The sequence below is a fragment of the Pseudorhizobium xiangyangii genome, assembly GCF_020531965.1.
Classification (GTDB): Bacteria; Pseudomonadota; Alphaproteobacteria; order Rhizobiales; family Rhizobiaceae; genus Neorhizobium; species Neorhizobium xiangyangii.
In genome coordinates this window covers 22,112-48,872 of sequence record NZ_JAJAWH010000005.1, presented here as the reverse complement: position 1 = coordinate 48,872, position 26,761 = coordinate 22,112, and the positions used below count along the sequence as shown (strand labels likewise).

29 protein-coding genes and 1 tRNA gene are annotated in these 26,761 nt (G+C 59.9%); 19 read left to right on the top strand and 11 right to left on the bottom strand.

Translation table 11 applies throughout. The annotated features are described in order from the left end of the window. Positions 1-25: 25 nt before the first annotated feature. Complete coding sequence (gene ilvC, locus LH464_RS05705; RefSeq protein WP_226785406.1) at positions 26-1,045, top strand: ketol-acid reductoisomerase; 1,020 nt, start codon at positions 26-28, stop codon at positions 1,043-1,045. 115 nt (positions 1,046-1,160) lie between these two features. On the opposite strand, the gene LH464_RS05700 is transcribed toward ilvC, so the two are convergent. Then, entirely contained in the window at positions 1,161-1,613 is a 453-nt protein-coding gene (locus LH464_RS05700; RefSeq protein WP_226785405.1) for an RbsD/FucU family protein, read from the bottom strand. Between the two features lie 179 nt (positions 1,614-1,792). On the opposite strand from LH464_RS05700, the gene LH464_RS05695 reads away from it, so the two are divergent. The 8 genes from LH464_RS05695 (at position 1,793) to LH464_RS05660 (ending at position 8,507) form a co-directional block, all read left to right on the top strand. Further along, positions 1,793-3,019, top strand: coding sequence for an aminotransferase-like domain-containing protein (locus LH464_RS05695; RefSeq protein WP_226785579.1), 1,227 nt, complete (start codon positions 1,793-1,795; stop codon positions 3,017-3,019). 76 nt (positions 3,020-3,095) lie between these two features. Continuing rightward, positions 3,096-4,166, top strand: a complete 1,071-nt coding sequence (locus tag LH464_RS05690) for a S1 family peptidase (RefSeq protein WP_226785404.1) — start codon at positions 3,096-3,098, stop codon at positions 4,164-4,166. A gap of 9 nt (positions 4,167-4,175) precedes the next feature. Continuing rightward, the gene (locus LH464_RS05685) at positions 4,176-4,409 is read left to right on the top strand and encodes a hypothetical protein (protein WP_226785403.1); all 234 of its coding nucleotides are present in this window, start codon (positions 4,176-4,178) and stop codon (positions 4,407-4,409) included. A 171-nt stretch (positions 4,410-4,580) separates the two neighbouring features. Next, positions 4,581-5,687, top strand: coding sequence for an endonuclease/exonuclease/phosphatase family protein (locus LH464_RS05680; protein ID WP_226785402.1), 1,107 nt, complete (start codon positions 4,581-4,583; stop codon positions 5,685-5,687). A gap of 98 nt (positions 5,688-5,785) precedes the next feature. Further along, positions 5,786-6,697 (top strand): PhzF family phenazine biosynthesis protein, encoded by a 912-nt coding sequence (locus LH464_RS05675; RefSeq protein WP_226785401.1) that lies wholly within the window; start codon positions 5,786-5,788, stop codon positions 6,695-6,697. A gap of 139 nt (positions 6,698-6,836) precedes the next feature. Further along, a tRNA-Lys gene (locus tag LH464_RS05670) sits at positions 6,837-6,912 on the top strand. Positions 6,913-7,286: 374 nt separating this feature from the next. After that, positions 7,287-8,195 carry an alpha/beta hydrolase gene (locus LH464_RS05665; protein ID WP_226785578.1) on the top strand — a complete coding sequence of 303 codons (909 nt, stop codon included), beginning with the start codon at positions 7,287-7,289 and terminating at the stop codon, positions 8,193-8,195. Positions 8,196-8,282: 87 nt separating this feature from the next. Beyond that, a complete protein-coding gene (locus LH464_RS05660; protein ID WP_226785400.1) occupies positions 8,283-8,507 on the top strand; it encodes a hypothetical protein in 225 nt (74 codons plus the stop codon). 125 nt (positions 8,508-8,632) lie between these two features. On the opposite strand, the gene LH464_RS05655 is transcribed toward LH464_RS05660, so the two are convergent. From LH464_RS05655 to LH464_RS05640, 4 genes are all read right to left on the bottom strand, one after another. Then, on the bottom strand, positions 8,633-9,406 hold the full coding sequence (locus LH464_RS05655; RefSeq protein ID WP_226785399.1) for an amino acid ABC transporter ATP-binding protein: 774 nt from the start codon (positions 9,404-9,406) through the stop codon (positions 8,633-8,635). A gap of 11 nt (positions 9,407-9,417) precedes the next feature. Further along, positions 9,418-10,575, bottom strand: coding sequence for an amino acid ABC transporter permease (locus tag LH464_RS05650; protein WP_226785398.1), 1,158 nt, complete (start codon positions 10,573-10,575; stop codon positions 9,418-9,420). 4 nt (positions 10,576-10,579) lie between these two features. Next, positions 10,580-11,773 (bottom strand): amino acid ABC transporter permease, encoded by a 1,194-nt coding sequence (locus LH464_RS05645; RefSeq protein WP_226785397.1) that lies wholly within the window; start codon positions 11,771-11,773, stop codon positions 10,580-10,582. A 102-nt stretch (positions 11,774-11,875) separates the two neighbouring features. After that, entirely contained in the window at positions 11,876-12,898 is a 1,023-nt protein-coding gene (locus LH464_RS05640; protein WP_226785396.1) for an amino acid ABC transporter substrate-binding protein, read from the bottom strand. Between the two features lie 353 nt (positions 12,899-13,251). Here LH464_RS05640 and LH464_RS05635 point away from each other — a divergent pair, with 353 nt between their 5' ends. Continuing rightward, positions 13,252-14,442 carry a cystathionine beta-lyase gene (locus LH464_RS05635; RefSeq protein WP_226785395.1) on the top strand — a complete coding sequence of 397 codons (1,191 nt, stop codon included), beginning with the start codon at positions 13,252-13,254 and terminating at the stop codon, positions 14,440-14,442. On the opposite strand, the gene LH464_RS05630 is transcribed toward LH464_RS05635, so the two are convergent. Further along, positions 14,443-15,609: an FAD-dependent monooxygenase gene (locus LH464_RS05630; RefSeq protein ID WP_226785394.1), complete on the bottom strand. Its 1,167-nt coding sequence runs from the start codon at positions 15,607-15,609 to the stop codon at positions 14,443-14,445. 19 nt (positions 15,610-15,628) lie between these two features. Then, positions 15,629-15,874: a zinc-finger domain-containing protein gene (locus LH464_RS05625; protein WP_226785393.1), complete on the bottom strand. Its 246-nt coding sequence runs from the start codon at positions 15,872-15,874 to the stop codon at positions 15,629-15,631. Between the two features lie 152 nt (positions 15,875-16,026). Between LH464_RS05625 and LH464_RS05620 the strand changes: the two genes are divergently transcribed. The 9 genes from LH464_RS05620 (at position 16,027) to LH464_RS05580 (ending at position 23,825) form a co-directional block, all read left to right on the top strand. Continuing rightward, complete coding sequence (locus tag LH464_RS05620; RefSeq protein ID WP_226785392.1) at positions 16,027-16,803, top strand: alpha/beta fold hydrolase; 777 nt, start codon at positions 16,027-16,029, stop codon at positions 16,801-16,803. Between the two features lie 111 nt (positions 16,804-16,914). Beyond that, on the top strand, positions 16,915-17,739 hold the full coding sequence (gene cysE, locus LH464_RS05615; protein ID WP_226785391.1) for a serine O-acetyltransferase: 825 nt from the start codon (positions 16,915-16,917) through the stop codon (positions 17,737-17,739). Positions 17,740-17,863: 124 nt separating this feature from the next. Then, a complete protein-coding gene (locus LH464_RS05610) occupies positions 17,864-18,067 on the top strand; it encodes a DUF3126 family protein (RefSeq protein ID WP_226785390.1) in 204 nt (67 codons plus the stop codon). Between the two features lie 115 nt (positions 18,068-18,182). Beyond that, positions 18,183-18,536, top strand: coding sequence for a phasin family protein (locus tag LH464_RS05605; RefSeq protein ID WP_226785389.1), 354 nt, complete (start codon positions 18,183-18,185; stop codon positions 18,534-18,536). A gap of 229 nt (positions 18,537-18,765) precedes the next feature. Then, entirely contained in the window at positions 18,766-19,119 is a 354-nt protein-coding gene (gene clpS / locus LH464_RS05600) for an ATP-dependent Clp protease adapter ClpS (protein ID WP_226785577.1), read from the top strand. 9 nt (positions 19,120-19,128) lie between these two features. After that, positions 19,129-21,648, top strand: coding sequence for an ATP-dependent Clp protease ATP-binding subunit ClpA (clpA, locus tag LH464_RS05595; protein WP_226785388.1), 2,520 nt, complete (start codon positions 19,129-19,131; stop codon positions 21,646-21,648). An 89-nt stretch (positions 21,649-21,737) separates the two neighbouring features. Further along, the gene (locus tag LH464_RS05590) at positions 21,738-22,493 is read left to right on the top strand and encodes an AzlC family ABC transporter permease (RefSeq protein WP_226785387.1); all 756 of its coding nucleotides are present in this window, start codon (positions 21,738-21,740) and stop codon (positions 22,491-22,493) included. Further along, on the top strand, positions 22,490-22,828 hold the full coding sequence (locus tag LH464_RS05585) for an AzlD domain-containing protein (protein WP_226785386.1): 339 nt from the start codon (positions 22,490-22,492) through the stop codon (positions 22,826-22,828). Before LH464_RS05590 ends, LH464_RS05585 begins: the two co-directional genes overlap by 4 nt. Positions 22,829-22,961: 133 nt before the next feature. Next, positions 22,962-23,825, top strand: a complete 864-nt coding sequence (locus LH464_RS05580; protein ID WP_226785385.1) for an urea carboxylase-associated family protein — start codon at positions 22,962-22,964, stop codon at positions 23,823-23,825. Between the two features lie 59 nt (positions 23,826-23,884). Here the strand turns inward: LH464_RS05580 and LH464_RS05575 are convergent, their stop codons facing one another. The 4 genes from LH464_RS05575 to LH464_RS05560 are packed head-to-tail and all read right to left on the bottom strand — an operon-like array spanning position 23,885 to position 26,715. Next, positions 23,885-24,310 (bottom strand): HIT family protein, encoded by a 426-nt coding sequence (locus tag LH464_RS05575; protein ID WP_226785384.1) that lies wholly within the window; start codon positions 24,308-24,310, stop codon positions 23,885-23,887. Then, positions 24,307-25,521, bottom strand: a complete 1,215-nt coding sequence (locus tag LH464_RS05570) for a GNAT family N-acetyltransferase (protein ID WP_226785383.1) — start codon at positions 25,519-25,521, stop codon at positions 24,307-24,309. Before LH464_RS05570 ends, LH464_RS05575 begins: the two co-directional genes overlap by 4 nt. 1 nt (position 25,522) lies before the next feature. Beyond that, positions 25,523-26,248, bottom strand: coding sequence for a glycerophosphodiester phosphodiesterase (locus LH464_RS05565; RefSeq protein WP_226785382.1), 726 nt, complete (start codon positions 26,246-26,248; stop codon positions 25,523-25,525). Then, positions 26,245-26,715: a RidA family protein gene (locus tag LH464_RS05560; protein WP_226785381.1), complete on the bottom strand. Its 471-nt coding sequence runs from the start codon at positions 26,713-26,715 to the stop codon at positions 26,245-26,247. The genes LH464_RS05565 and LH464_RS05560 overlap by 4 nt, the downstream gene beginning before the upstream one ends. Positions 26,716-26,761 lie beyond the last annotated feature (46 nt).

Here is a 26,761-nt window from a genome sequence, read left to right as displayed (position 1 = left end):
ACACGCATAGGGAAGGAACACTACGATGCGCGTCTATTACGATCGCGATGCCGATCTCAACCTCATCAAGTCCAAGAATGTTGTCATCGTCGGCTATGGCAGCCAGGGCCGTGCGCACGCGCTGAACCTCAAGGACTCCGGCGCTACCAATGTTGCAATCGCCTTGAAGGCTGGCTCTGCCACCATCAAGAAGGCCGAGGCCGACGGTTTCAAGGTCATGACCGTTGCCGAAGCCGCCAAGTGGGGCGATCTCGTGATGATGGCAACGCCTGACGAATTGCAGGCCGACATCTACAAGGCGGAAATTGCCGACAACATCCGTGACGGCGCAGCAATCGCTTTCGCACACGGCCTGAACGTTCACTTCGGCCTCATTGAGCCGAAGGCTTCGCTCGACGTTGTCATGATCGCACCAAAGGGCCCTGGCCACACGGTTCGCGGTGAATACCAGAAGGGCGGCGGGGTTCCTTGCCTCGTTGCCGTTCACCAGAATGCGTCGGGCAATGCTCTCGAAGTTGCTCTCTCCTACGCCTGCGGCGTTGGCGGCGGTCGTTCGGGCATCATCGAAACCAACTTCCGCGAAGAGTGCGAAACCGACCTCTTCGGTGAACAGGTCGTTCTGTGCGGCGGTCTCGTCGAGCTGATCCGCGCCGGTTTCGAAACCCTGACCGAAGCCGGTTATGCACCGGAAATGGCCTATTTCGAATGCCTGCACGAAGTGAAGCTGATCGTCGACCTGATCTATGAAGGCGGCATCGCCAACATGAACTACTCGATCTCGAACACGGCCGAGTGGGGCGAATACGTCACCGGTCCTCGCATCATCACGGCCGAAACGAAGGCTGAGATGAAGCGCGTTCTCAACGACATCCAGACCGGCAAGTTCACCTCGGACTGGATGCAGGAATACCGCGCCGGCGGCGCCCGCTTCAAGGGCATTCGCCGCATGAACGACACGCACCAGATCGAAGAAGTCGGTGCAAAGCTGCGCGGCATGATGCCCTGGATCGGCAAGAACAAGCTGGTCGACAAGGCTGTCAACTAAGCTACGTCTTGGATTTGAATACCGAAGGCCGGGGCGAAAGCTCCGGCCTTTTCTTTATGACCGGCCTTTTCTTTATGAAATGAATGCGGGCTCTCTTCCTACCGGAGAGTAACCCTCATCCCTTCGGCGGAATGACGCCCTTGGTGATGAGGAAGCAGCCATAGAAGCGGGTTTCGCCGGTGGCTATGACGCAGTAAGCCTGCTTTGCCTGCTCATAAAATGCAAAGCGCTCGATGCCGTACATCGGGGCCGAGCCGCCCTCGGCGGCATCGATTTCTTTCTGGACCTCCTGCTGCACGTCGGTGATCGTCTCGCGCTCTCCCATCACTTCCATGCGGCCGACAGACGGTTGCAGAGGCGTATCCAGCGGCAGGACCGAGAGGATCGCCTTCATGGCGCGGGTTGCCGAAACGTTGTCGATGCGCAGGAGTTCACCGAGGATGGTGTGACGCGCGACGGAATCGGCCGGGAAATTGGTGTCGACGAGCGCCAGCGTATCGCCGTGTCCCATGGACCGCAGGGCGTGCAGGACATCGGCGTTTAGCGCGGGATCGAGATTCTTGAGCATGGTGTTCCTCCGTTCATGCTGCAGGTTCGGTATCCTGCTAGCACATCCGTCGCGCTCGTGCTCGCGGTGATACCCATACAATTTTCTCCCCGAGCGTACCAAAAGTCGATAGGTCAGCATTGTTGACCTATCGACTTTTGGTTAGCGTCGGCGCCATCAAGTCAGCTGGAGGAACGCAGGTGCTCGACTGGGAACATATCTTTGCAAACCGGTCCATGAGGATGCGGGCATCGGAAATCCGCGAACTGCTGAAACTGCTGGAGCAGCCAGACATCATTTCCTTCGCCGGCGGCATTCCCGATCCGGCCCTGTTTCCCGGCGAAGCGTTCGGCCGAGCCTATGCGGAAATTTTCGCCGGGCCCCAGGTGAATGCCGCGCTCCAGTATTCGGTCAGCGAATTCTACAAGCCGCTTCGTGAGTGGCTGGTCGGCGAGATGGCAAAGATCGGCATTCCCTGTGGTGTCGATAATGTCTTCATCACCTCCGGGTCACAGCAGGCGCTGGATTATCTCGGCAAGCTCTTCCTGTCGCCGAAGGATACGGCGCTGGTCACATGGCCGACCTATCTCGGAGCGTTGCAGGCCTTCAATGCCTATGAGCCCAGCTATGACCAGCTTTCGGTGACCGGCAACCGGACGCCGGAAGGTTATCGGGAAGCAGCAGCCAAGGCCGGCGGCGCGGTCAAGTTCGCCTATCTTTCTCCCGAATTCGCCAACCCGACAGGGGAAACGGTGAACCGGGCGGAGCGTGAAAAGCTGCTCGATCTTGCCTGCGAACTCGACATCGCCCTCATCGAAGACGGCGCCTATCAGAACCTGCGCTATGACGGCGAGCCTGTACCGCCGATCATGGCTCTCGACATCGCGCGGAGCGGTGGGATCGAAAAGACCCGCACGATCTACAGCGGCAGCTTCTCCAAGACGCTGGCACCGGGCCTGCGGGTTGGCTTCGTGGTTGCCGCGATGCCGGTCATCCGCAAACTCGTGCTGATGAAGCAGGCGGCCGACCTGCATTCCTCGACGATCAACCAGATCGCCATTGCCAATGTTGCCGAACGGATTTTCCCCGAACAGGTGGCAAAGATCAGGCAAGCCTACAGCGCCCGGCGCGACGCGATGCTTGCCGCGCTTGCCAAGCATATGCCTTCCACCGCAAGCTGGACGAAACCGGAGGGTGGCATGTTTATCTGGGTCCGGCTGCCGGAGGGAATGGACGGGGCCGAACTTCTGGCCCGTTCTATAGAGACCGAGCGGGTGGCGTTCGTTCCCGGCCGAGCCTTCTACGCGGACGGCTCTAACAACAATACGCTGCGGCTGTCCTTCTCCTGCGCCAGCGAGGCTATGATCGAGGAAGGTATCCAGCGGCTCGGCAGGCTGATCAGCAATGTGGTGGCGGAGGCCGCCTGAATAGGTCCCATATTTTCCGTTGGTTGAGTTGTCTCCTTGGTTGCGGTATTTTGGTTGTGCTGCGACGGAGGGGACCATGGATGAGAATTCATTGCAGGAGGTCCAGAGCAGGGTATTCAGCGAGGTTCTGGGCTTCGAGGAACTGCCGTTCATGGCCGCGGCCTCGCTGGGAACCAATTTTGCTTCCGCCTTCGTCGATCACGAGTTGCTCAACCCGCTATCTGCGCGAACTGTGCGGCGTCAGCGCCGATTGCAGCGCGACATCGCGCTCGGCACCGCTCCGGGAGCGGATGGCAAGGATCTGAGGCTTGCCGTCCTTGTGCAGGATCGCGCCTTGATGGCCGACGCGTCGGTGGCGCAAGTCAGTTCGATTGCCAAAGGCGAGGTGGAGGTCATCTTCATCGGACGTCAGCAGCCGTTTTGGACAAGGAGCAAGCAGCGTCCGCTCAAGATGGGCTCGAGCATATCTCCCGCCGACGCTGGCTATAGCGGCACCTTGGGCTTCTTCGCTCGTTCGACGACGAACGGTCACGTCGGCATAGTCTCCAACAACCACGTCCTCGCGAACGTCAACAAATATCCCCTGGGCACCACGATCGTGCAGCCGGCCGACGGAGATGGCGGTGGAAGTCCCACGGACGATATCGGCATACTTTCGAATTTTATCCCTATCCAGTTCGGCGGTTTCGCAAACGCCGTCGATGCTGCCTTCGCGGAGTTGGGCAATTCCGTTGTCTATGACGCCATCAACATATACGGAAACGGCAACACGCCCCCGGCCGTCGGCTCATTGAGTCCTGCAGGGACGGCAGCGGTTCTCCCGCGACTTGAAGTCATGAAAACGGGCCGCACGACCGGTCACACGCAAGGCCAGGTCAGGGCGATCAACGTCAACAACTACGTTGTGAACATGGGGCGGCAAGGTCTTGCCCGCTTCGATGGACAGGTGCTGTTCGAGGCGGATCCCAATTCTGGCGGGCGGTTCTCTCGTCCGGGCGACAGCGGTTCGCTGATTACCGATCGAACGGGCATTCCGGTCGCCCTGCTGTTTGCCGGCTCCCAGTCCGGTGGACAGGGAAACCTTGGTATTACGGCCGGAAATCCTATATCCACCGTACTGTCTCAGTTACAGGTGTCGTTCGTCTAGAGGTGATGAATGTCGATCGAAGCGCGTGCATTTGAAGCGGCGATGGCGATCCAGAAGGAATTCGAGGATCGATTTGCTGCCATGCCTGATATACTCGGCGTCGGGATCTGTCTGAATACGACATCCGACGGTCCGGCTCTCAATGTCCAGGTGACCGATGAACCGGCAAAGGCACATTTGCCTCTCACCTTCCGCGAATTGGAAGTGATCGTGGATGTGGTCGGGGAAAATCGGCGTTTCTGAAGTGCTGCAATCATACAGCGTAAGACCTGCCACACCGTCGGCCCGTCGTTGCCGGCGTTCGCCAGCCTGTGCGGGAGGAGGAGGTCTTTTTCCGTGATCATTCACTCGGCTTGGCGGTTGTAGGGTGTCGGTTCCGTGGGCATAACGGAAGGGCTCAATCGGGAAATGCGCATGTCCGTTCGCCTTGCCACCTTCAACGTCGAAAATCTCATCACGCGTTTCGATTTTTCCGGCTTGCACAATCAGTTGCGGCAGGATCGGGTGCTGCGCCTCTATGACGTGACGAGCAAGGAAGCCTACCAGCAAATGGAGCAGGCCCGGGTGATCGCCGCTACCGACGACACGCGGCAGCTATCCGCACTCGCGATCGCCGATACGGACGCCGATATCTTGTGCCTGCAGGAAATCGACAACATGCCGGCGCTGCAGGCTTTCGAGTATGGCTACCTGTTCCGGATGGTCGGGCACGGCTACCGGCAGAAATATCTGGTCGAAGGCAACGACTCTCGCGGTATCGATGTCGCCGTGCTGATGCGGGAGAAAACCCGCAACGGAGAACCGATCGAACTCGTGGACATCCGCAGCCACGCTATGCTGACTTATGGGGACCTCGATCTCTTCGATGAAACCCTCGCCGGCAAGGCGAACAGTTACGACAAGATCTTCAAGCGCGATTGCCTGGAACTCGACCTCAAGATCGGTGGAAAGCCGCTCACCCTCTATGTGGTTCACTTCAAGTCTATGGGTAACGCGCGCGAGCCGGGCGACGGGCGCCTGACCACGATGCCGATCCGCCAAGCCGAGGCGAAGGCGGTCAGGAGGATCATCGAGAAAAGGTTCGGTGCGGAGCGATGTGCCGAGATGAACTTCGCCATCTGTGGCGACATGAACGACTATCAGGAGAAGGTCATCGTTTCGGGGGCACGGCGCTCCGGATACGAGTTTACCTATCAGCGCGAGGAAGAGAGTGCGCTCGACGTCTTCAGCACAGACGGATTTGCGGAGAACGTCGTCATGCGTCGCGATGCGCTCGATCGGTGGACCCTCTATCATGCTCGCGGACCGGAAGAGCAGCATCTCTGCCAGCTCGATTACATCTGGCTGTCGCCTGCACTTGCGGCGCGCAACGCGCAAGTGAGCCCGGAGATCATTCGCGGCGGGCAGCCCTATCGCACGCCGTTTCCGCCCGGCCAGGAGGTCGAGCGATATCCGCGGATCGGCTGGGATCGACCGAAGGCTTCCGACCATTGCCCCGTCGTGATGGAAATCGCCCTTTAGGGCGGACTGTAACAAGTCGCTAAAATAACACATGCGGGCGGTTGCGCAGCCATGCCGCGTCGTGCAGGTTGCGGGAGATTGACTGTGAGGAGGGGACATTGCCGCGGCGCTACGGTATCTACGACGTTTTCACCGACAAGGTTCTGGCCGGCAACCCGTTAGCCATCATTTTCGATGGAGAGGGACTGGATGACGAGGTCATGCAGGCTGTCGCGCGGGAAATGAACCTCTCTGAAACAGTGTTCGTCCTGCCGGCCACCAATCCTGCCCATACGGCCAAGCTCAGGATCTTCACACCGGGGCGGGAACTGCCCTTTGCCGGCCACCCGACCGTCGGGACGGCCGTTGCACTTGCCGAACTGCATAAGGGCGGCGAAGGGGATGTCGACATGGTCTGCATGCTGGAGGAAAATGTCGGCCCCGTGCGTTGCGCCGTCCGACTTCGCAGCCGGGCCGCTAGTTTCGCCGAATTCGACCTGCCACGAAAGCCGGCACGGATCGACCTGCCGCTCGACCGGCAGGGGATCGCAGATGCCTTGAGCATGAATGCCAATGCCATCGGCTTCGAGAACCACAAGATCTCCGTCTGGACGGCTGGGGTGCCGTTCGTGATGATCCCTGTGCACAACGTCAACAGCATCCAGACGCTCGATTTCGATCCGACGCTCTGGGAGAAGGTTGCTCCGTTCGTCGAAGGGGCTCTGACATCCGCCTTCGTCTACTGCAGAGGTGGCGTAAACCATCAGGCGCGTTTCCATGCGCGGATGTTTTCTGCCGACATGGGCACTGAGGATCCGGCGACCGGCTCGGCAGTGGCAGCCCTGGCAGGCGCCATCCATCATTTCGACGCATTGCCGGATGGCCATCACCCGGTTTTGGTCGAACAGGGCGTGGAGATGGGACGACCCTCCTACATTCATCTGCATATCGATGTGAAAGAAGGGGAGATCGCCAAGGCAAGGATCGGCGGCCAGGCCGTACGCCTTGCTCGCGGGACGCTTGAGCTCTGATTTACTTCGTAAATCCGCTCATGCACAGGTTCTTGCGCAAGTGTCGAATTATTTTCGAGGAAGCGCTAGACAAGAGAAACGTTCCCCTTTATACGCGCTCACACACCGGCGGCGCACGGAGCGCGCCACAGACGGTTACGGGTGATTAGCTCAGTTGGTAGAGCAGCTGACTCTTAATCAGCGGGTCGTAGGTTCGAGCCCTACATCACCCACCACTATTTTTCTCACGACAGATCATAGAATGCCAAAGGGCTTGCAGACGCAAGATCCCTCGGGGTGTCGACTGCGATTTTTATCCGGACGAGCCTACATCGAGGCGTGCGATGCCGGGATCGCGACGCTTTCGGCGCTTCAGGTCGGCGCGTCTCACTTGCGGGCGACTTTGAAGGGGCGGGCGCATGGTTTCCTCGACGAAATGCCCGCCCTTGTTCGATCCATCTGAAAGTCTGGACAAGGGGGCACGCCGCCAAGGCTCCCCATTCATGTTCGACCACGCGTGAATGATCGGATCTGGCGATTTGGTGCCTATTTGGAATTGAAACGATCACGCATTCTCCTATGTCGCTCAAAGGCTAGGAGGAATTTCTTGATGTTGAAATTGGCACTGACGACAGCTCTTGTGGCGGCTCTCTCGTTCGGTCTCTCGCATGCTTCCCAACCTGGAAAGGTTCTGGAAGGGCAGAAGATGCAGAGCACGATCCTGAAGAAGGCGGTGGATTACACCATCTACTTCCCGCCAGGCTACGAACCGGGAGAACGGGACTACCCGGTCATTCACCTGATGCACGGCGGTGGAGATGGCCAGAACCAGGACTGGTATCGCTACGGCGCTGCCAATCAGGTTTTCGACCGGCTTATCGAGAGCGGTGACGTTCCGCCATTCATAGCCGTCACGCCCGAGGGGCGTCGAGACGAGGACAACAAGTTCAACACCTACTACATGAACGACGCGGACGGCGCCTACCTGTGGCAGGACATGTTCGCCCAGGAATTCGTCAGCTACGTTGAAGAAAAGTACGATGTAATTCCTGGTAAGGAGAACCGCGCGATATTGGGGCTTTCCATGGGTGGCTATGCCGCCATGGCGTTTTCGCTCAAGTATCCCGACATGTTTGTCGGTGCAGCGGCGCTGAGCGCAGCGTTCCGCACGGATCAGCAGATCGTCGAACTGGATCAGCCGGGCTACGACAGGCGGTACGGCAAGGCGTGGGGTGTCGGGCTTAAAGGCAAGGACCGCCTCAACGATGCCTACTATGCCAACAGTGTGCTCGATCTGGTCGACAAAACGCCGGCCGACAATATCAAGGAGACGGCCATCTATATCGATTGCGGCGCCAGCGACGACTTCTTCGTCGGTAATTCCGAGCTGCATCTCAAACTGCAAAAACTGGAGATCGAACACCGGTTCATGGCTCGCGAAGGCGGGCACGACTGGACCTATTGGCGCACCGGACTTCCAGAGGCCACACGCTTCATCGGCGAGCTGTTCAGGAAGTAGACAGACGTCGGGGAGGCGGTCGATGAGGCCCCGAACGATTGACTTCCTCCCGAAGTGACCCATGTTCCCATCAAAGGGGCGAATAACATGGCATACGGAATCGACGGCAGACTATCAGCCGAGCAAATCAGCGTCATATCGGGTGCTCATCGCGAATGGTGCGAGCTACGGTCCATTGATCCGCAAAGCAGCCACGGTCTTGATGCTGCACGCGGGATGACGACCCTGTACCAGAGCGGCAAGATCTGGCGACACGAATTGGTCGCCTATTCCTGCGCCGAGCAGGTCAAGCGGCCAGCCTCATCGGCCTGACCGTCACGGTCGGCTTGATCGCAGTCATGCGATGTCGACGGTAGAGAAATCCCAGAAGTAAGAACGGAAACGGGCCGGACTGTTGAATCAGTCCGGCCCGTTTCCATTCATATGTGTCTGCGGGTCTAGTGCAGGATCTGGCTCAGGAAGAGCTTGGTGCGCTCATGCTGCGGATTGTCGAAGAATTCGGCAGGTGAATTCTGCTCGACGATCTGTCCCTGGTCCATGAAGATGACACGGTTGGCGACCTGACGGGCAAAGCCCATTTCGTGGGTCACGCACAGCATGGTGATGCCGTCTTCGGCAAGGCTCACCATGGTGTCCAGTACTTCCTTGACCATTTCCGGGTCGAGAGCCGATGTCGGCTCGTCGAACAGGAGGATTTGCGGCTTCATGCACAGCGAGCGGGCGATTGCCACACGCTGCTGCTGACCGCCGGAAAGCTGGCCCGGATACTTGTGCGCCTGCTCCGGGATCTTGACGCGCGTCAGGAAGTGCATCGCGACCTCTTCAGCTTCCTTCTTCGGCATCTTGCGAACCCAGATCGGTGCCAGAGTGCAGTTCTCCAGGATCGTCAGGTGCGGGAAGAGGTTGAAGTGCTGGAACACCATGCCGACCTCGCGGCGCACTTCGTCGATCTTCTTCAGATCGTTGGTCAGTTCCTTGCCATCGACGAAGATGCTGCCCGATTGGTGTTCCTCCAGGCGGTTGATGCAACGGATCATCGTCGATTTGCCCGAACCCGAGGGGCCGGCAATGACGATGCGCTCACCGCGCATAACCTTGAGGTTGATGTCGCGCAGAACGTGGAAGTCGCCGTACCACTTGTTCATGGCGATGATTTCGATTGCGACATCGGTTGCTGAAACCGTCAGTTTTTTTGTTTGGGCTTCTGCCATGAGATTTCCCCTTATCGTTTAAGTCCGGTGTCGAGATGCCGTTCCATGAAGGCAGAGTAACGCGACATGCCGAAGCAGAATATCCAGAAAATGAACCCGGCGAAGATGAGGCCGGTAATCGGCGTCACGGGCGTGATCCAGGTCGTGTCGGTAAAGTTCAGGCGAACGATGCCGAGCAGATCGAACATGCCGATGATCGACACGAGCGACGTATCCTTGAACAGGCCGATGAACGTATTGACGATCCCTGGAATGACCAGCTTGATCGCCTGCGGCAGGATGATCAGACGGATCTTCTGCCAGTAGCTCAAGCCGAGTGAATCGGCGCCTTCGAACTGCCCTTTCGGAATTGCCTGCAGGCCACCGCGGATGACCTCAGCCATGTAGGCGGAGGCAAACAGCGCCACACCGATCAGCGCACGCAGGAAGTTGTCGAACGTCCAGCCAGTCGGCAGGAACAACGGCAACATCACGTTGGCCATGAACAGAACGGTGATCAGCGGCACGCCACGCACCACTTCGATGAACGTGACGCACAGTATCTTCACCACCGGCATTTCGGACCGGCGACCGAGTGCCAGAAGAATGCCGAGCGGTAGTGAAACGGCAATGCCGACGAAGGACAGGATGAGCGTCACCATCAGGCCGCCCCAGAGCGGGGTCTCGACGACGCGAAGGCCGAAAACACCGCCATGCAGCAGGAAGAAGGCGACGATCGGAAAGATTACGAAGAGCAGCAGCGCGTTGAGACCCTTGCGCGGCGCCTTCGGGATGAGCAGCGGGATGAGCAGTGCGACCATCATCAGGCCGACCAGCATCGGACGCCAGCGCTCAACGAGGGGATAACGGCCGAAGATGAACTGCGAGAACCTGTCCTGGACGAAGGCCCAGCAGGCACCGCTCCAACCATCGGGCTGGATCCCGCCCTGTGCGGCGGTGGTGCAGACCGTGCGGTCGGGTCCGAACCAGCTGGCCTGAATGAACAGCCAGTTCAGTGCACCCGGTACGATGGCGAAGATCACCAACAGGGCAAGAATGGTCAGCGCCACGTCCTTGGGCGTGGCGACCAGGTTCTTGCGGATCCAGCCGGCAACGCTGCTCTCGCTGCGCGGTGGCGGTGCCTGATCGATCATGCTGGTACGGATATATTGGATGTTGCTGGTGTTCATGAGCCTATCTCTCCACCAAAGCCATCTTGGCGTTGAACCAGTTCATGAGGAGCGATGTCCCAAGGCTGATGCTCAGATAGACGATGATCCAGATAGATACGATCTCGATCGCCTGACCGGTCTGGTTCATCGTCGTGCCGCCCGTCGAAACCAGCTCGGGATAACCGATGGCCACACCGAGAGACGAGTTCTTTGTGAGGTTGAGATACTGGCTTGTCAGCGGCGGGATGATGATGCGCATTGCCTGCGGCACGACGACGAGGCGCGTGGTCATGTTCGGCTGGAGACCCAGCGCCGTCGATGCTTCCGTCTGGCCTTTAGGCACGCCACGGATGCCGGCGCGGATGATTTCGGCAATGAAGGCCGCCGTATAGAACGACAAGGCCAGATACAGCGCGAAGAATTCCGGAAGGACTGTACCGCCGCCCGTCAGGTTGAAGCGTCCGGCAACCGGAATGTCGAAGGTCAGCGGGGAGCCGAGTGCCAGGAAGGTCAGGAGCGGCAAGCCGATGACAAGTGCAACCGCGGTCCAGATGACCGGGAACTGCTGGCCAGTCTTGCTCTGCCGGTTGCTGGCCCACTGGTAAATGCCGATACTGGCAATGATCGCTACGACAACGGATGCAGCGACGAGCCATGCGCCTTCGCCCCAGATGGGCTTCGGAAAGATCAGACCACGATTGTTGAGGAAGATGTTGAAGGGCATTTCAAGGGAATCGCGCACATTGGGAAGCGCGCGCAGAACACCGGAATACCAGAAGAAAATAACCAGAAGCGGCGGGATGTTGCGAAACACCTCGACATAGACGGTGCAGAGCTTGGCGATCAGCCAGTTATGCGACAGGCGACCGAGACCGATGATGAAACCGATAATGGTTGCGGTGACGATGCCGACGGCTGCGACAAGAAGCGTGTTGAGAAAGCCGACCATGATGGCGCGGCCATAGGTCGAGTTGCTGCTGTAAGCGATCAGCGTGTCGCCGATGTCGAAGCCGGAGCGTCCATAGAGAAAGTCGTAACCCGACGCCGTGTTGGAGCGTGCGAGGTTGGTGGCAACGTTTTGCCCGATGAACCATACGATGCCGACGACGACGACAACGGTCAGAACTTGAAAGACGATAGAACGGATTTTTGGATCGTAAGCCAATGAGCGGAACGTTAGCCCGCTGGGAGGCGCAGGTGCGCTGTAATCTGCCATGCTTTGCCAGTTCCCCGAATACGTGGCCATTTGGCCATCTTGTTATTATCCAGTGAGAAATAAGGCGGCTTGCGCCGCCTTATTCATTCGCTTGATTGCCGCTTAGCGGACCGGAGGAGCGTACTGCAGGCCGCCCTTGGTCCAGAGTGCGTTCAGGCCGCGCTCGATCTTGAGAGGGGTGCTTGCGCCGATGTTGCGCTCGAACACTTCGCCGTAGTTTCCAACGCCCTTGACGATGTTGTAGGCCCAGTCGTTGGTCAGGCCGAGGTCGGTACCGATCTTGCTGTCGACTTCAGTGCCGAGGAAGCGACGGATATCCGGGTTCTCGGAGTTCTTCATCTCATCGACATTGGCCTGGGTGATGCCGAATTCCTCGGCCTGAACCATGGCGTACTGTGTCCAGGAGACGATATCGAACCACTGGTCGTCACCCTGACGAACGGCCGGTCCGAGCGGCTCCTTGGAGATGATTTCCGGCAGGATCATGTGGTCGTCCGGAGCCGGCAGCGACAGACGGATGGAATACAGACCCGACTGGTCGGTCGTGTAGACGTCGCAACGGCCAGCCTGATAGGCCGCGTTGACTTCTTCGAGCTTTTCGAAAACCACCGGGTTGTACTGCAGGTTGTTGCCCTTGAAGTAGTCGGCGAGGTTCAGTTCGGTGGTGGTGCCGGACTGTACACAGACAGCCGCGCCGGACAGCTCGAGAGCAGACTTCACATTGAGGCTCTTCGGAACCATGAAGCCCTGGCCGTCGTAATAATTGACGGTACGGAAGTTGAAGCCGAGCGCTGTGTCGCGATTGATGGTCCAGGTGGTGTTACGGGCCAGGAGGTCAACTTCACCTGACTGCAGGGCCGTGAAGCGGCTCTGGGCGGTGGTTGGTGAATACTTCACCTTCGTTGCGTCACCGAAAACGGCGGCGGCAACAGCCTTACAATAATCGACGTCGAAACCAGTCCATTCGCCAGCGGCGTCCGGTGCTGAAAAGCCCGCAAGACCCGTGTTCACGCCGCACTGGACGAAGCCCTTTGCCTTGACGTCGTCAAGCGTGGCGGCCGAAGCAGAGGAGCCCAGACCCAGTATCGCTGCGCCAATCGTGGCCGACAGAAGCGTCTTTTTCATTTTTTCCCAACCTTTATCTTTTGATTATCTGATCTCACTACGCAGCGGTTCAGTCTGATGAACGCGGCGTAGTGGCCCGCCAACCTCCCGGATGCGGGACCGCTATCACAGTCGCAAATGGTGACATGGTCAAGCCTGCGCCGCCAAATTGTGTCCCAAAAGAGTCGAATGTCCTTAATCTGCCTTCTTCTCAGGCAATCGATCGATTTTTTGTGCGCGATGTGCCGAAAGGCGCGGCGTCTTGCGCCCCGGGCGCCCAATGCGTGTCGAACTGCCGACGCTGGAGGCTTGACCACTTTTGGCCTAGCCTGCAAACATCGAGTTCTTCCGTCCGCAAAGAAAGCTCCCCACGCATGAACAACAAGGCCATCCTGTCCGCCGACCTCGGCGTCAACACACGTCTTGCCCACATCGGACATGATCCGTCCAGCTATCACGGCTTCATCAATCCGCCCGTGGTCCATGCTTCCACCGTCCTTTTCCCGGACTGCCACACCATGGAGACACGCGGTCAGAAATACAGCTACGGCACTCGGGGAACACCAACGACTGATGCCTTGTGCGAGGCGCTGGATGAACTCGAGGGCTCGGCTGGAACCATTCTCGTGCCGTCGGGCCTGGCGGCGATTTCCGTGCCATTCCTCGCATTCCTGTCTGCGGGCGACCACGCGCTCATCGTGGATTCCGTCTATGCGCCCTGCCGGCTGTTCTGCAATGCGATGCTGAAGCGACTGGGTGTCGAGATCGAATACTACGATCCCGAGATCGGGGCAGGGATCGAGACACTCATCAAGCCGAACACGAAACTCGTCCACACGGAGGCACCGGGCTCCAACACGATGGAGATGCAGGACATTCGGGTGATCTCGGAGGTTGCCCACAAGCACGGCTGCGTCGTCACCATGGACAATACCTGGGCCACGCCGCTCTATTTCCGGCCACTCGACTTCGGCGTCGACGTGTCGATCCATGCGACGACCAAATATCCGTCGGGGCATTCGGACATCATCATGGGGTCCGTCTCCGCCAATGCGAAGTACTGGCCGCAGTTGCACGAGACGGCGATCATCATGGGGATCTGCGGTTCACCGGATGATTCCTACCAGATCCTGCGGGGCTTGAGGACCATGGGCGTGCGGCTTGAGCACCACCAGCGCAGCGCGCTCGATATCGCACGGTGGCTGGAGAGCCGCGATGATGTGGCGCGGGTTCTTCATCCTGCATTGCCGAGCTTTCCGGGACACGAGATCTGGAAGCGCGACTTCAAGGGTGCCAGCGGCGTCTTTTCCTTCGTGCTGAAGGTCGACGATTCGGCGAATTTCAAGGCCAAGGCACATGCCTTGCTGGACACGCTGTCCCTGTTCGGGCTCGGCTATTCCTGGGGTGGCTTCGAAAGCCTGGCGCTTCACGTCAATCTTTCGGACCGGACGATCCGGAAAGCGCCGAAGGATGGACCGTTGATCCGCCTTCAGATCGGTCTGGAAGACGTGGCTGACCTGAAGAGGGACCTGGAGGCAGGCTTTGCCGCGGCGGCGGCCGTCTGATCATTCGCCGATGCGGTAGCCGTAGAGCCAGTCCAGATCCGCCGCGAGAGATTGCGGCGGCTTCAACGACAGGACGATGTCGCGGCCGATCCGGATCGGGCCGCGCGCGTGATAGGCAAAGCGGTTGAACTTTCCGCGGGCACGAACGCGGGCGGCCCTTGCGGTGCGCTCGCTTTCGAATTCGGCCAGCGCCGTTGGCAGCGAGGGGCGCCGGACGACTTTCTCGGCAAGAAGGAATGCGTCCTCGATCGCCATGGCCGCGCCCTGTGCCGCGAACGGCATCATTGCATGGGCGGCATCGCCGATAAGCACGGCGTCCTTGCCATTCTGCCAGCGGCCGTTCGAAACCTGGCAGAGTGGCCAGAAGGTCGGACGTTCGGTATTTTGCAGAAGTTCGCTCACCCGTCGGTCCCATCGGCGAAACTGGGTCGCCAGCATGCGCCTTTGAGCCTCGCTTGCTTCGGCATCCCAGATCTGGCCAGCGCTGATGCCGGAGGAGATCGCCACGATATTGACGCTCTCCATGTCGTTCAAAGGGTAGGCGACCAGATGTGTGGACGGCCCGAGAAAGGCTGTCACCTGGTCGAGCGGCAGCCATGCCGGGGCACGGTCCTTCGGCACAGTGAAGCGCCATGCCACGTTGCCGGAAAAGTCCGCGGTTGGGCTGCCCTGCACCTGGGAGCGGAAATTGGACCAGACGCCGTCCGCACCGACGGCAAGGGGATATGTCTTGCCGTTTACGATCCGGGGCGAGGGGCTTCCATCGAGGCGAACGGGGGAGCCGAGGTGGAGCGTGCAAAGGGCGTTTGCCTCAACGGCGGCCAGAAGCACCTTCTGCAGCGTGGCCCGGTGAAGAACGCCATACGGCGCGCCCCAGCGCTCGCGTGCAAAGCGGCCGACAGGGACATAGGCGAGCTGCTTCAGTGAAGTGCCGGATACCAGCGCGATCCGTTCAGGTTCCGTCCAGACGGCTTCGAGAGCCGGCAGGACGTCGAGTTCCGCAAGAATCCGGGACGCATTTGGCGAAATCTGCAGACCTGCACCGACTTCGCGAAGCTCTGTTGCTTCCTCGAAAATATCGGATGCGATGCCGTGACGCGCAAACGAAAGAGCGGCTGTCAGCCCCGCGACGCCGCCGCCGATGATCGCTACGTGTTCAATGGGCATGTCGTGGACCGATCTGGGATCAGGCTGCCTTCACGTGAAAGACACAGCCGGCAGGGTCCGTCTGTCCCGGCTTCAGGGCAGGATTGTAGCGGTAAAGGGTGGAGCAATAGGAGCAGACCTTTTCGACGTCGTCACCCATGTCGATGTAGATATGCGGGTGGTCGAAGGGAACGGATGCCCCGGTGCACATGAACTCCTTCACGCCGATCTGGATCACGCGGTGACCGCCGTCGTTTTGGAAGTGGGGAATGCCGTGTCCAGCCATGATAGTCTCCGATGCTTATTCTTTGCGGCGGACATTATCGCCGCGACTCGAGAATGTGTAGTGGGAAAAACAGTCGCGGTGGGGTGGAATCTGCATGCTGCGCGGTTTACATGCGGCCAACCCACCCCCCTTGGTCCGGACAAGGTCGTCTCATGAACCTCAATGCTCCCGCTTTCACCTCCTTCACCCATGACGGGCTGGAACTCTTCTATTTTGATGAGGGCAATCCGGCCGGCGATCCGATTCTCCTCATTCACGGCTTCGCCTCCAGTGCGCTGGTGAACTGGGTCCACCCGGGCTGGCTGAAGACGCTCGGCGATGCTGGGTATCGCGTCATTGCCATGGACAACCGGGGACATGGGCTGAGCGATAAACCGCGCGACCCCGAGGCCTATCGACCTTGGGTCATGGCGGATGATGCCGCTGCTCTCCTCGACCATCTTCGGATATCTGAAGCCCATGTCATGGGCTATTCCATGGGTGCCCGGATCTCGGTCTTTCTCGCGCTCGCGCATCCCGAGCGGGTGCGATCGCTGGTTCTGGGTGGTCTTGGCAGCGGTATGACCGACGGCGTCGGAGATTGGGACCCGATCGCGGACGCGCTTCTGGCGCCCTCGCTCGACGCTGTTTCGCATGAGCGCGGGCGGATGTTCCGTGCCTTCGCTGATCAGACGAAGAGCGATCGCGAAGCGCTTGCGGCCTGTATCCGCGGCTCGCGTGACCTTGTCTCCGAGGCGGATATGGGGCGGATCGAGGCGCCGACACTGATTGGTGTGGGAACGAAGGACGATATCGCCGGTTCTCCGCAAACGCTTGCCGCACTGATGCGTGACGCGCGCGCGCTGGACATACCCGGCCGAGATCACATGCTGGCTGTCGGTGACCGGGTGTTCAAGAAGGCGGCGCTCGAGTTCTACGAAGGTTTATGAACAGGACCGATGCTCTCTGAAAACAAGCATCAACGGAATGCGATTCCGCCGCCGTTGGTCTTCTGGTAATGTTCTTCTATAATAACCTCACCTGCAAACGAGGAGACGGCCATGGCCGCAAGAACCGAGATCCGCACGCAAGAACTGGTCGCCAGTGTGGACCCGATCTGGGACACAATGCGGCAGGAGGCGCGTACGGCAGCCGAAAGCGACCCGCTGCTGGCCGCCTTTCTCTTTTCGACGGTTCTCAATCACACCTCGCTTGAAGACTGCGTCATTCATCGCATTTGCGAGCGGCTGGACCATCCGGACATGCAGGCGGTTCTGCTGCGCCAGACTTTTGCGGAAATGATGGCCGACTGGCCGGAATGGGGTGCAGTCCTGCGGGTGGACATCCAGGCGGTCTATGATCGCGACCCGGCATGCCTGCGCTTTCTGGAGCCGGTGCTGTATTTCAAGGGCTTCCATGCCATCCAGACGCATAGACTGGCGCACTGGCTGCTCAGCCGTGGAAGGAGGGACTTTGCCCTCTATCTGCAGAGCCGTGCCTCCAGCGTTTTCCAGACGGACATCAATCCAGCGGCCCGGATCGGCAGGGGCATATTTCTTGACCATGCGACGGGCCTTGTCGTTGGCGAAACCGCGGTCATCGGCGACAACGTCTCGATCCTTCATGGGGTCACGCTCGGCGGCACCGGCAAGGAAGGTGCGGAACGTCATCCGAAGATCGGCAACGGCGTTCTGATTGGTGCCGGCGCAAAGATCCTCGGCAATATCGAGATCGGCTCGTGCTCGCGCATCGCAGCGGGCTCCGTCGTGTTGAAGCCTGTTCCCACCATGACAACGGTTGCCGGGGTGCCGGCCCGCGTCGTGGGCACTGCGGGCTGCTCGGAACCGGCGCGCCTCATGGACCAGCTGTTGACCTCCGACGAATAACCGACAGGGGCGCGATGTCTTCGGCTCCGGCGCGAAATGTGCCGGAGCGTTCGTCGTCGCCTTTACTTTGGCCGCGATGGCGTGGCACAAGCCCCGAAAACGAAGCGCTGATGGAGAAGACATCGTGAAACCAGACGAAATCAAGAAGCTCGACGCCTATTTCAAGCGGACGTTCAACCCGCAGATGATCGTCAAGGCAAGGCCGCGCAAGGACGACTCCGCTGAGGTGTATCTCGGTGAGGAATTCCTCGGTGTCGTCTACATCGACGACGAAGATGGCGACCGCTCGTACAATTTCTCGATGGCCATCCTGGACGTCGACCTCTGATCATCGCTGAAGCAGCCCGCCTTCTGCCTGGTGTTTGTGCGTCGCACAAATTTAGTTGACAGGCAGCGTATCGGACCGTTCTATGAGCAAGTCCGAATGAACAAGGGGCACTGCTATGTTCAATTTTGATGATGCAAGTCAGAAGAGCAAGGAAGCCATGGAAGGGATGCTGAAAGGCTATTCCGACATGGCCAAGGGTTTCCAGGCGATCGCCGCGGAGACCAGCGACTATTCCCGCCGGTCCTACCAGGACATGGCCTCATTCATGGAATCCCTGGTGTCGGCGCGCAGCCTGGACCAGGCGTATCAGTTGCAGACGAATTATATGAAGTCCTCGTACGATGCGCTGGTTGCGGAAACGACCAAGCTCAGCGAACTTTACGCAGACCTGACGAAGTTTGCCTACAAGTCTCATGAGACGGTTGTGCCGGTCGTATCCAAGCCGGCCGTTGCGGCCGAAGCGGCCTGAACGTAGTCCATCGAAGCGCGTATGAAAGACCGGTGGCGGAAGCGTCACCGGTCTTTTGATTCCAGTGTTTGGCCATCGTTTTCCGGGGAGAGGGCGGATCGGCGCGGAATAGTGATTGCGCTGCGGCGAGGGGGGCTTAAAATTGCCGCCCAATGAACTAAGTTAGTACGATCTGATGTCCGCGCCGAGCCGATGGATCGTTTGACGGATGATTGGGGAATGAATGGAAATGATCGTACGGCCGATCTTGATGCAAGACGACAAAAGCGGCGACGGAGATAACGCCAATCGCGGCACCTCCGTTATCTCCCGCACGAAGCCGAAGACCAAGAAGCCAAATCTGTACCGCGTACTGCTGTTGAATGACGATTATACGCCTATGGAGTTCGTCATCCATATCCTGGAGCGTTTCTTCCAGAAGGATCTCGAAGCAGCCACGCGGATCATGCTCCACGTTCATAACCATGGCGTGGGGGAATGCGGAATCTACACGCATGAAGTGGCGGAGACAAAGGTCAGCCAGGTCATGGACTTTGCCAGGCAGCACCAGCATCCGCTACAGTGCGTGATGGAAAAGAAGTGAGGAACCCACGTGCCAACTTTTTCGCCTAGTCTTGAAAAGGCGCTACACCAGGCACTGACCTACGCGAACGAGCGGCATCACGAGTATGCCACGCTCGAGCACCTGCTTCTGGCATTGATCGACGATGCCGATGCAGCCGCGGTCATGGGTGCTTGTAACGTCAACCTCGAAGCCCTGCGCAAGACGGTTGCCGACTATGTCGACACCGAGCTTGCCAACCTGGTGACAGGTTATGACGAGGATTCGAAACCGACATCCGGCTTCCAGCGCGTCATCCAGCGCGCCGTAATTCACGTCCAGTCCTCTGGTCGGGAGGAGGTCACGGGCGCAAACGTGCTCGTCGCAATCTTCGCCGAACGGGAAAGCCACGCGGCATTCTTCCTGCAGGAGCAGGAAATGACCCGCTATGACGCCGTCAACTACATCAGCCACGGGATCGGCAAGCGCCCCGGCTCGTCGACCGTTCGCCCCCCGCGCGGTGCGGAGGAAAGCGACGCGGACGCCAAGCCTTCGCGCGAGCAGGAAGAGGGACCCGGAAAAAAGCCGGCCGAGGCCCTGAAGGCTTACTGCGTCAACCTCAACGAGAAGGCCAAGAGCGGCCGGATCGACCCGCTGATCGGGCGCCACGGAGAGGTCAATCGCACCATCCAGGTCCTGTGCCGCCGCTCGAAAAACAATCCGCTCTACGTCGGTGATCCGGGCGTCGGCAAGACCGCCATCGCGGAAGGCCTGGCCAAGCGGATCGTCGAGGGCAAGGTTCCCGAGGCTCTCGCCGACGCGACGATCTTCTCGCTCGACATGGGCACGCTGCTTGCCGGCACCCGCTATCGCGGCGACTTTGAAGAGCGCCTGAAGCAGGTTGTGAAGGAACTCGAGGACTATCCGGGCGCGGTCCTGTTTATCGACGAGATCCATACGGTGATTGGTGCCGGCGCAACCTCCGGCGGCGCGATGGATGCTTCGAACCTGCTGAAGCCGGCTCTGTCTTCCGGGCAGATCCGCTGCATCGGCTCGACCACCTACAAGGAATACCGTCAGTTCTTCGAAAAGGACCGGGCACTGGTGCGCCGATTCCAGAAGATCGACGTCAACGAACCGTCGATCGACGATGCCATCGAGATCATGAAGGGCCTCAAGCCGTACTTCGAGGACTATCATAAACTCCGCTATACGAACGAGGCGATCAAGTCGGCAGTCGAGCTTTCGGCTCGGTACATTTCCGACCGCAAGCTGCCGGACAAGGCGATTGACGTGATCGACGAAACCGGTGCGGCGCAGATGCTGCTGCCGGCCTCGAAGCGCCGCAAGCTGATCACCGAGAAGGAGATCGAGGTCACGATCGCCACGATGGCACGGATACCGGCAAAGACCGTTTCCAAGGACGACGAGATGGTTCTCGCCAACCTGGAGAAGGAACTTCGCTCGGTGGTCTATGGCCAGGACAGGGCCATCGAGGCGCTTTCGACAGCGATCAAGCTGGCGCGCGCCGGCCTGCGCGAGCCGAACAAGCCGATCGGCGCCTATGTCTTTTCCGGCCCGACCGGCGTGGGCAAGACGGAGGTTGCAAAGCAGCTATCGACGTCGCTCGGCGTCGAACTCCTGCGTTTCGACATGTCGGAATACATGGAGAGGCACACGGTTTCGCGGCTGCTTGGAGCACCTCCCGGCTATGTCGGCTTCGATCAGGGCGGCCTGCTGACCGACAGTGTCGACCAGCATCCGCATAGCGTTGTGCTGCTCGACGAGATCGAGAAGGCGCATCCGGACATCTTCAACATCCTGTTGCAGGTCATGGACCACGGTTCATTGACCGACCATAACGGCAAGAAGATCGACTTCCGCAACGTCATCCTGATCATGACGACGAATGCGGGCGCGTCGGAAATGGCCAAGGCTGCGATCGGCTTCGGCTCTTCGAAGCGCACCGGCGAAGATGAGGAGGCGTTGAACCGCCTGTTCACACCGGAATTCCGCAACCGTCTGGATGCGGTCATTCCGTTTGCGCCGCTGCCGACCGATGTCATCCATCAGGTTGTGCAGAAGTTCGTGATGCAGCTCGAAACGCAGCTTTCGGAGCGCAACGTCACGTTCAACCTCACGCCCGAGGCGGTCGCGTGGCTGGCCGACAAGGGCTACGACGAGCGTATGGGCGCGCGGCCCTTGGCACGCGTCATCCAGGAGTACATCAAGAAGCCTCTGGCCAACGAGATCCTGTTCGGCAAGCTCCGCAAGGGCGGCGTCGTTCACGTCACCGTCGGCAAGCAGGAAGATGGTTCGGACGGGCTGGTCCTCGAATGCGTGTCTGAAGCGACACCCGTGAAGCCGAAACCGGAGGCCGAAGTGGAGGGTGCTTCCGAAGAAGCCGGAGGCAAGGCCAAGAAACCCCGCAAGGCCAAAAAGGCGTCCAGCAAGGATGGCGAGGTCAAGGCACGCGCCATGGTCGACGCCAACGTGGCCACGTCGGCGGAGCCGCCGAAGACGCCGCCGCGAAAGGGAAGCATCGTTCCCCGCGTTCCGAAGTCGAAGTAACCTGGACAACACATATGCAATGCCGGGCTCACTGCCCGGCATTGTTCGTTTGCGCCTCTCCCCACACTCTCTGCCACCCTGGTATGTCCATGTCTCCAAGCAGTGATACTCGGCTCACCTTATTCTGGTTCCTGTCCGGAATGCGGGGTATCACATCGCTTCCCGCACTGATCCTCATGACGTCGTTTGTGGGTTTCAGCGCCTTCGCTTTCGAATCCGGCATTACCCGGGGCGAGGCGATTTTCATGACGATTTCGATCTGGGCGCTGCCCGCGAAGATGATCCTCGTCGGCATGATGGCGAGCGGGGCTCACATCGCCGCCTGCTTTCTCGCGGTGACGCTGTCTTCCATTCGTATGATGCCGATGGTCGCGTCTATCGTGCCGGAGATGCGGACGGAAAAGACGCCGACCTGGGTCCTCCTGCTCCTCTCGCATTTCGTAGCCATCACAGCCTGGGTCTTCGCCATCCAGAGGCTGAAGGATGTGCCGCATGAGCATCGGACCACGTTCTTTGCCGGGTTCGGGATCACGCTGACGCTGACCAACACGCTGATCGTCGCCGTCTGCTACGGTGTGGTCGAGACATTCCCGCCGGTTGTTTCGGGCGCGCTGTTCATGCTGACCCCCGTCTACTTCCTGGCATCCATCTGGGCGACCGCCCGACAGACCGTGGTGAAGCTTGCCTTCGTGATCGGGGTGATCGCCGGTCCTGTGATGGCTGTTCTCGAACCGGACTTCGACGTGCTCTACGCCGGCATCGGCGGTGGAACGCTGGCTTATCTCATCGACCGGTTCTGGATGCGCAAGCGCAGGCCGGCCGTCGAGGCTGGAGACGCTTCATGAACGGCGAGTGGTGGTGGGCTTACGTGGTCATTGCCGTGGCCGGCTGGCTGGCGACCGACATCTGGCGCTGGTTGGGCGTGTTGACCGGCAACCGGCTGGATGAGGATTCCGAGGCGCTCTACTGGGTGAGGGCGGTTGCCACCGCGCTCGTCATGGCGGTGACCGCGAAACTGATCGTCTTTCCCGCAGGAACGCTTGCGGACGCCCCCTTGTGGCTGCGGGTTGGCGCCGCCGGGGTAGGGTTCGCAGCCTTTCTCCTGGCTGGCCAGCGGGTGGGCGTGGCGGTCGTCACCTCGACGCTGCTGCTTGGCGCCGGGCTCTACTGGTTGGACTGAGGCCGCTTGTTGCTTGCCCCCAAATTATCGGGTGCACCGGTCGCTCATGGCTGAAAATAGGCTTGCCAGTCGTACCCCTCTTGCGCAGTCTCACGCGCATTAAGCCACTGAGCCCTCCCTGCACGGACACGACATGACAGACACGATGCTCAACCATCAATCGCAGACGCCCGCCGATGCGGCCGAACGGCGGGCTCGCAAGCCTGTCGTCGTCTATCCCAACGGGACGCTGGTTCCCCCGGATCTGGCTGTTCTGGCGCAGGCACGAAGAACACTGGAGAAGATCGACGAGGTGATCGTGCCGCCGCGCGATGGCCGGGCCTTCTCGGTGCCGAAGGGGCATTTCTTCCGGATCGTCAGCATCGACGGTCCACAGGTGGGGGACCTCAATCTCTGGAACGCGAACGATCTGAACGAACGCTTCTTCAGCGGCAAGACGCGGGCGCTGCATGCCACGCACGTGTCCGCCGGCGATCGGTTGTGGAGCACGCTGCCATCGTTGCAACCGATGGCGACGATCACCCATGACACGCTTGGCTGGTATGGCTGGGACGATGACGGGGCCGGCGTGCATGATGTGATAGGAACGCGTTGCGATCCCTACACCAATCAGCTTCTCAACGGCACCGAGTATCACAATTGCTGCCATTCCAATCTCAGCCGGGCGTTGGCGGGCGCGACGGGGTTGCCGTTCGGCGAGGCCGAGCCCCATGTGCATGACGTGCTGAACGTGTTCATGTGCACCGGTTTCACCAAGGACACGCATCAGTACTTCATGAAGGCAAGCCCGGTTCGTCCTGGCGATTATCTGGAGTTCTTCGCGGAAATCGACCTGCTGGGAGCGCTGTCGGCCTGCCCTGGCGGCGATTGCGGCGCGACGCACTCCAGCGATACGGCGGCGTGCCATCCGCTGAAGGTGGAGGTCTTCCGACCGGATATGAATCTGTTGAAGGAGTGGCCGTTTCCGCAGCGGAGCGGCTATGTGAACCCTGCCTGATGACTGCCGGACAAGAGATAGCGGCCCTTGAGCCGCCATCTCGATTGCACTTGCTCTTGTCAGAGGGCGGCTTTGACCTTCTCGGCATTGGCCCTCAGGACTTCGCCGTCTTCCATTTTGCCGGAATGCGGTTTCAGCGGCTCGCCCTCGTTGCGCGGGATCACGTGGAAATGCAGGTGGTAGACCGTCTGGCCCGCTGCGGCCTCGTTGAATTGTGCAACGAACACGCCGTCCGACTCGAACGCTTCCTGCGCGGCCTGCGCCAGCTTCTGGACGATAGCGATCGTCTTTGCCAGGACGGCGGGATCCGCATCGAGCAGATTGCGTGACGGTGCTTTCGGCACCACGAGAAGATGTCCCGGCGCCTGAGGCATCACGTCCATGAAGGCGAGGGTGTGGTCGTCCTCGTAGACCTTGTGCGAGGGGATCTCGCCACGCAGGATTTTCGCGAAAATGTTGTTTTCGTCATAGGGCTGGCCGCTCATTGGCATTCCTCTCCTTCGTCTATTGCTTTGTCTTGCTGCCGCTCGCCCTTCCTGAAAGGGCTGTGGGCCTCCAGATAGTCGCCGACATCTTCCACATCACGCCGCTCGCGCTCGAGGTAGTCGGCCACGGCGCGCCTCAAGCCGGCATGGGCGATGTAGTGCGCCGAATGCGTCGTCACCGGAAGGTAGCCGCGCGCCAGCTTGTGTTCGCCCTGCGCTCCGGCTTCGACCCGCTTCAGCTTGTTGGCGAGCGCAAAATCGATGGCCTGATGGTAGCAGACTTCGAAGTGCAGGAAGGGATGATCTTCGGTACATCCCCAATGTCGGCCGAAGAGGGTGTCTGAGCCGATAAAGTTGATCGCGCCGGCGATGTAGCGCCCGTCGCGCTTGGCCATCACCAGCAGGACGTCCACAGCCATGCGTTCGCCGATCAGCGAATAGAAGCTGCGGGTGAGGTAAGGGCGTCCCCATTTGCGGCTGCCCGTGTCCATGTAGAAGGCGAAGAACTGGTCCCAGACGTCCTCGGTCAGGTCGCTGCCCGTGAGCCAGTCTATGGTAATGCCGTTCTCCAGCGCTGTACGCCGTTCCTTTTTCAACGCCTTGCGCTTGCGGGAGGTGAGCGTGTCGAGGAAGGCGTTGTGGTCTGCGTAGCCGTCGTTGATGAAGTGAAACTGCTGGTCTGTCCGGTGCAGGTAGCCCGCCTCCTCGAACGCTGGAAGTTCGTTCTCCGGCAAGAACGTCACGTGTGCGGAGGAGACGCCGAGCTGACGTGTCACCTGCTGGAGACCGGTTGCAAGCACCAGCTGGATTGCCTCCCGGTCTCCGGTATCCACCGTCAGGAGGCGTGGACCGGTGGCGGGCGTGAAGGGTATGCTGCATTGAATCTTGGGGTAATAACTGCCGCCAGCCCGCTCGAAAGCATCCGCCCAGCCGTGATCGAAGACGTATTCGCCCTGGCTATGGCTCTTCAAATAGCTGGGGATGGCACCGAGCAGTTCGCCGTCCTCGTTTTCAAGCATCAGGTGGTTTCCCAGCCAACCCGTTTTCGCAGACGCCGAGCCGGATTCTTCCAGTGCTGAGAGGAAGGCGTGGGAGACGAACGGATTGTAGGCGCCGGGAGTGGATCTCGATGTCCCGGAAAGCCGCGACCAGCGCTCCGGCGCGATCGCGGCAAACTTGTTTTCGATGCGGATGGATAGAGGTCCTGTCATCCTAGGCGATTACGGTCTCCCGTGGGTCAAAGCCCTCGAAGGTCATCTGGTCCGCATGAGTATAGGTATGTGCGCAGGCGTTTTCATCCCTCACCGTCCATGTGATTATCGGAATGCCAGACTGTCTCTGGGCGGTGACAAAGCTGTTGGGCAGGTGACCGTGGAAGTAGGAGATGAAGTCCAGCCCGAGATGCATGGCCTCGTCATGCCGGAAGAAGTCTTCCGGTTTGGCCCCTTCGGCGGTCAGGCCGAAAGGGTAGGGTGCGCCGGCTGCCTTGAGATCTTTCAGGATATGATGGTCGAAGCTCATCAGCGCGACCTTTCCCTCGTATCCCTCCAGCACCTCCAGAACCGCCTCGACGAAGCCCTCGTCCTCGCCGGGGCGCCCCTTGATCTCGATGACGAGCGGAACCTTGCCGGCGACCCGCTTGAGCATCTGTTTCAGCGTCGGGATCTTGTCGGCGGTTCCGCCGACGGAGAGCAACCCGAGTTCCTGCGATGTGCGCTCTCTGACGTCGCCGTTGATGCCGCAGAGCCTCTCGAGGGTGTGGTCGTGGAAGACGACCGGCACGCTGTCGGACGCAAGCTGCAGGTCGCATTCGATCGCGAAACCCGCCTCGACGGCTCGGGAGAAGGACGAGAGCGTGTTTTCCCAAACGGCCTTGTTCATGTCATGATAGCCGCGATGGGCGACGGGAACGTCCTTGATCCAGGATGCGGACGTCATGCGTCGATCTCGATGATGGCGTCGATTTCGACGGACGCGTTGAGCGGCAGCGCAGCCATGCCGACGGCGGCGCGGGCGTGCTTGCCGGCATCACCCAGGAGATCGGCGATGAGGTTCGAGGCTCCGTTCATGACGAGATGCTGTTCCGTGAACTCCGGCATGGACGCGATAAAGCCGTTGAGTTTCAGGATGCGGCGAATGCGGCCGAGGTCTCCACCGAGCGCCGCCTTGGCCTGCGCGAGGATGTTGATGGCGCAAAGTTCAGCGGCGCGCTGGGCGGCTGCGACATCGACATCGCGCCCGACAATGCCGGTGACCGCAACTTTGCCGTTTTCCATGGGCAGTTGGCCTGACAGATAAAGTGTGTTGCCGCTGATGGTGAACGGCAGATAGTTCGCCGCGGGGGCTGCCGCAACAGGAAGTGTAATGCCTCGGTCCTTGAGGCGGCTCTCGATGGTGTCGGACATGTTCGGCTCCAGGTTTGTTGTCAAGGTAATGAAAATCCGGCATTCA

Coding starts and splice junctions, on each gene's coding strand:
- ilvC (WP_226785406.1), top strand. CDS start 26: ATGCGCGTCTATTACGATCGCGATGCCGATCTCAACCTCATCAAGTCC.
- LH464_RS05700 (WP_226785405.1), bottom strand. CDS start 1,613: ATGCTCAAGAATCTCGATCCCGCGCTAAACGCCGATGTCCTGCACGCC.
- LH464_RS05690 (WP_226785404.1), top strand. CDS start 3,096: ATGGATGAGAATTCATTGCAGGAGGTCCAGAGCAGGGTATTCAGCGAG.
- LH464_RS05685 (WP_226785403.1), top strand. CDS start 4,176: ATGTCGATCGAAGCGCGTGCATTTGAAGCGGCGATGGCGATCCAGAAG.
- LH464_RS05680 (WP_226785402.1), top strand. CDS start 4,581: ATGTCCGTTCGCCTTGCCACCTTCAACGTCGAAAATCTCATCACGCGT.
- LH464_RS05665 (WP_226785578.1), top strand. CDS start 7,287: ATGTTGAAATTGGCACTGACGACAGCTCTTGTGGCGGCTCTCTCGTTC.
- LH464_RS05660 (WP_226785400.1), top strand. CDS start 8,283: ATGGCATACGGAATCGACGGCAGACTATCAGCCGAGCAAATCAGCGTC.
- LH464_RS05655 (WP_226785399.1), bottom strand. CDS start 9,406: ATGGCAGAAGCCCAAACAAAAAAACTGACGGTTTCAGCAACCGATGTC.
- LH464_RS05650 (WP_226785398.1), bottom strand. CDS start 10,575: ATGAACACCAGCAACATCCAATATATCCGTACCAGCATGATCGATCAG.
- LH464_RS05645 (WP_226785397.1), bottom strand. CDS start 11,773: ATGGCAGATTACAGCGCACCTGCGCCTCCCAGCGGGCTAACGTTCCGC.
- LH464_RS05640 (WP_226785396.1), bottom strand. CDS start 12,898: ATGAAAAAGACGCTTCTGTCGGCCACGATTGGCGCAGCGATACTGGGT.
- LH464_RS05635 (WP_226785395.1), top strand. CDS start 13,252: ATGAACAACAAGGCCATCCTGTCCGCCGACCTCGGCGTCAACACACGT.
- LH464_RS05630 (WP_226785394.1), bottom strand. CDS start 15,609: ATGCCCATTGAACACGTAGCGATCATCGGCGGCGGCGTCGCGGGGCTG.
- LH464_RS05625 (WP_226785393.1), bottom strand. CDS start 15,874: ATGGCTGGACACGGCATTCCCCACTTCCAAAACGACGGCGGTCACCGC.
- LH464_RS05620 (WP_226785392.1), top strand. CDS start 16,027: ATGAACCTCAATGCTCCCGCTTTCACCTCCTTCACCCATGACGGGCTG.
- cysE (WP_226785391.1), top strand. CDS start 16,915: ATGGCCGCAAGAACCGAGATCCGCACGCAAGAACTGGTCGCCAGTGTG.
- LH464_RS05605 (WP_226785389.1), top strand. CDS start 18,183: ATGTTCAATTTTGATGATGCAAGTCAGAAGAGCAAGGAAGCCATGGAA.
- clpS (WP_226785577.1), top strand. CDS start 18,766: ATGATCGTACGGCCGATCTTGATGCAAGACGACAAAAGCGGCGACGGA.
- LH464_RS05590 (WP_226785387.1), top strand. CDS start 21,738: ATGTCTCCAAGCAGTGATACTCGGCTCACCTTATTCTGGTTCCTGTCC.
- LH464_RS05585 (WP_226785386.1), top strand. CDS start 22,490: ATGAACGGCGAGTGGTGGTGGGCTTACGTGGTCATTGCCGTGGCCGGC.
- LH464_RS05580 (WP_226785385.1), top strand. CDS start 22,962: ATGACAGACACGATGCTCAACCATCAATCGCAGACGCCCGCCGATGCG.
- LH464_RS05575 (WP_226785384.1), bottom strand. CDS start 24,310: ATGAGCGGCCAGCCCTATGACGAAAACAACATTTTCGCGAAAATCCTG.
- LH464_RS05570 (WP_226785383.1), bottom strand. CDS start 25,521: ATGACAGGACCTCTATCCATCCGCATCGAAAACAAGTTTGCCGCGATC.
- LH464_RS05565 (WP_226785382.1), bottom strand. CDS start 26,248: ATGACGTCCGCATCCTGGATCAAGGACGTTCCCGTCGCCCATCGCGGC.
- LH464_RS05560 (WP_226785381.1), bottom strand. CDS start 26,715: ATGTCCGACACCATCGAGAGCCGCCTCAAGGACCGAGGCATTACACTT.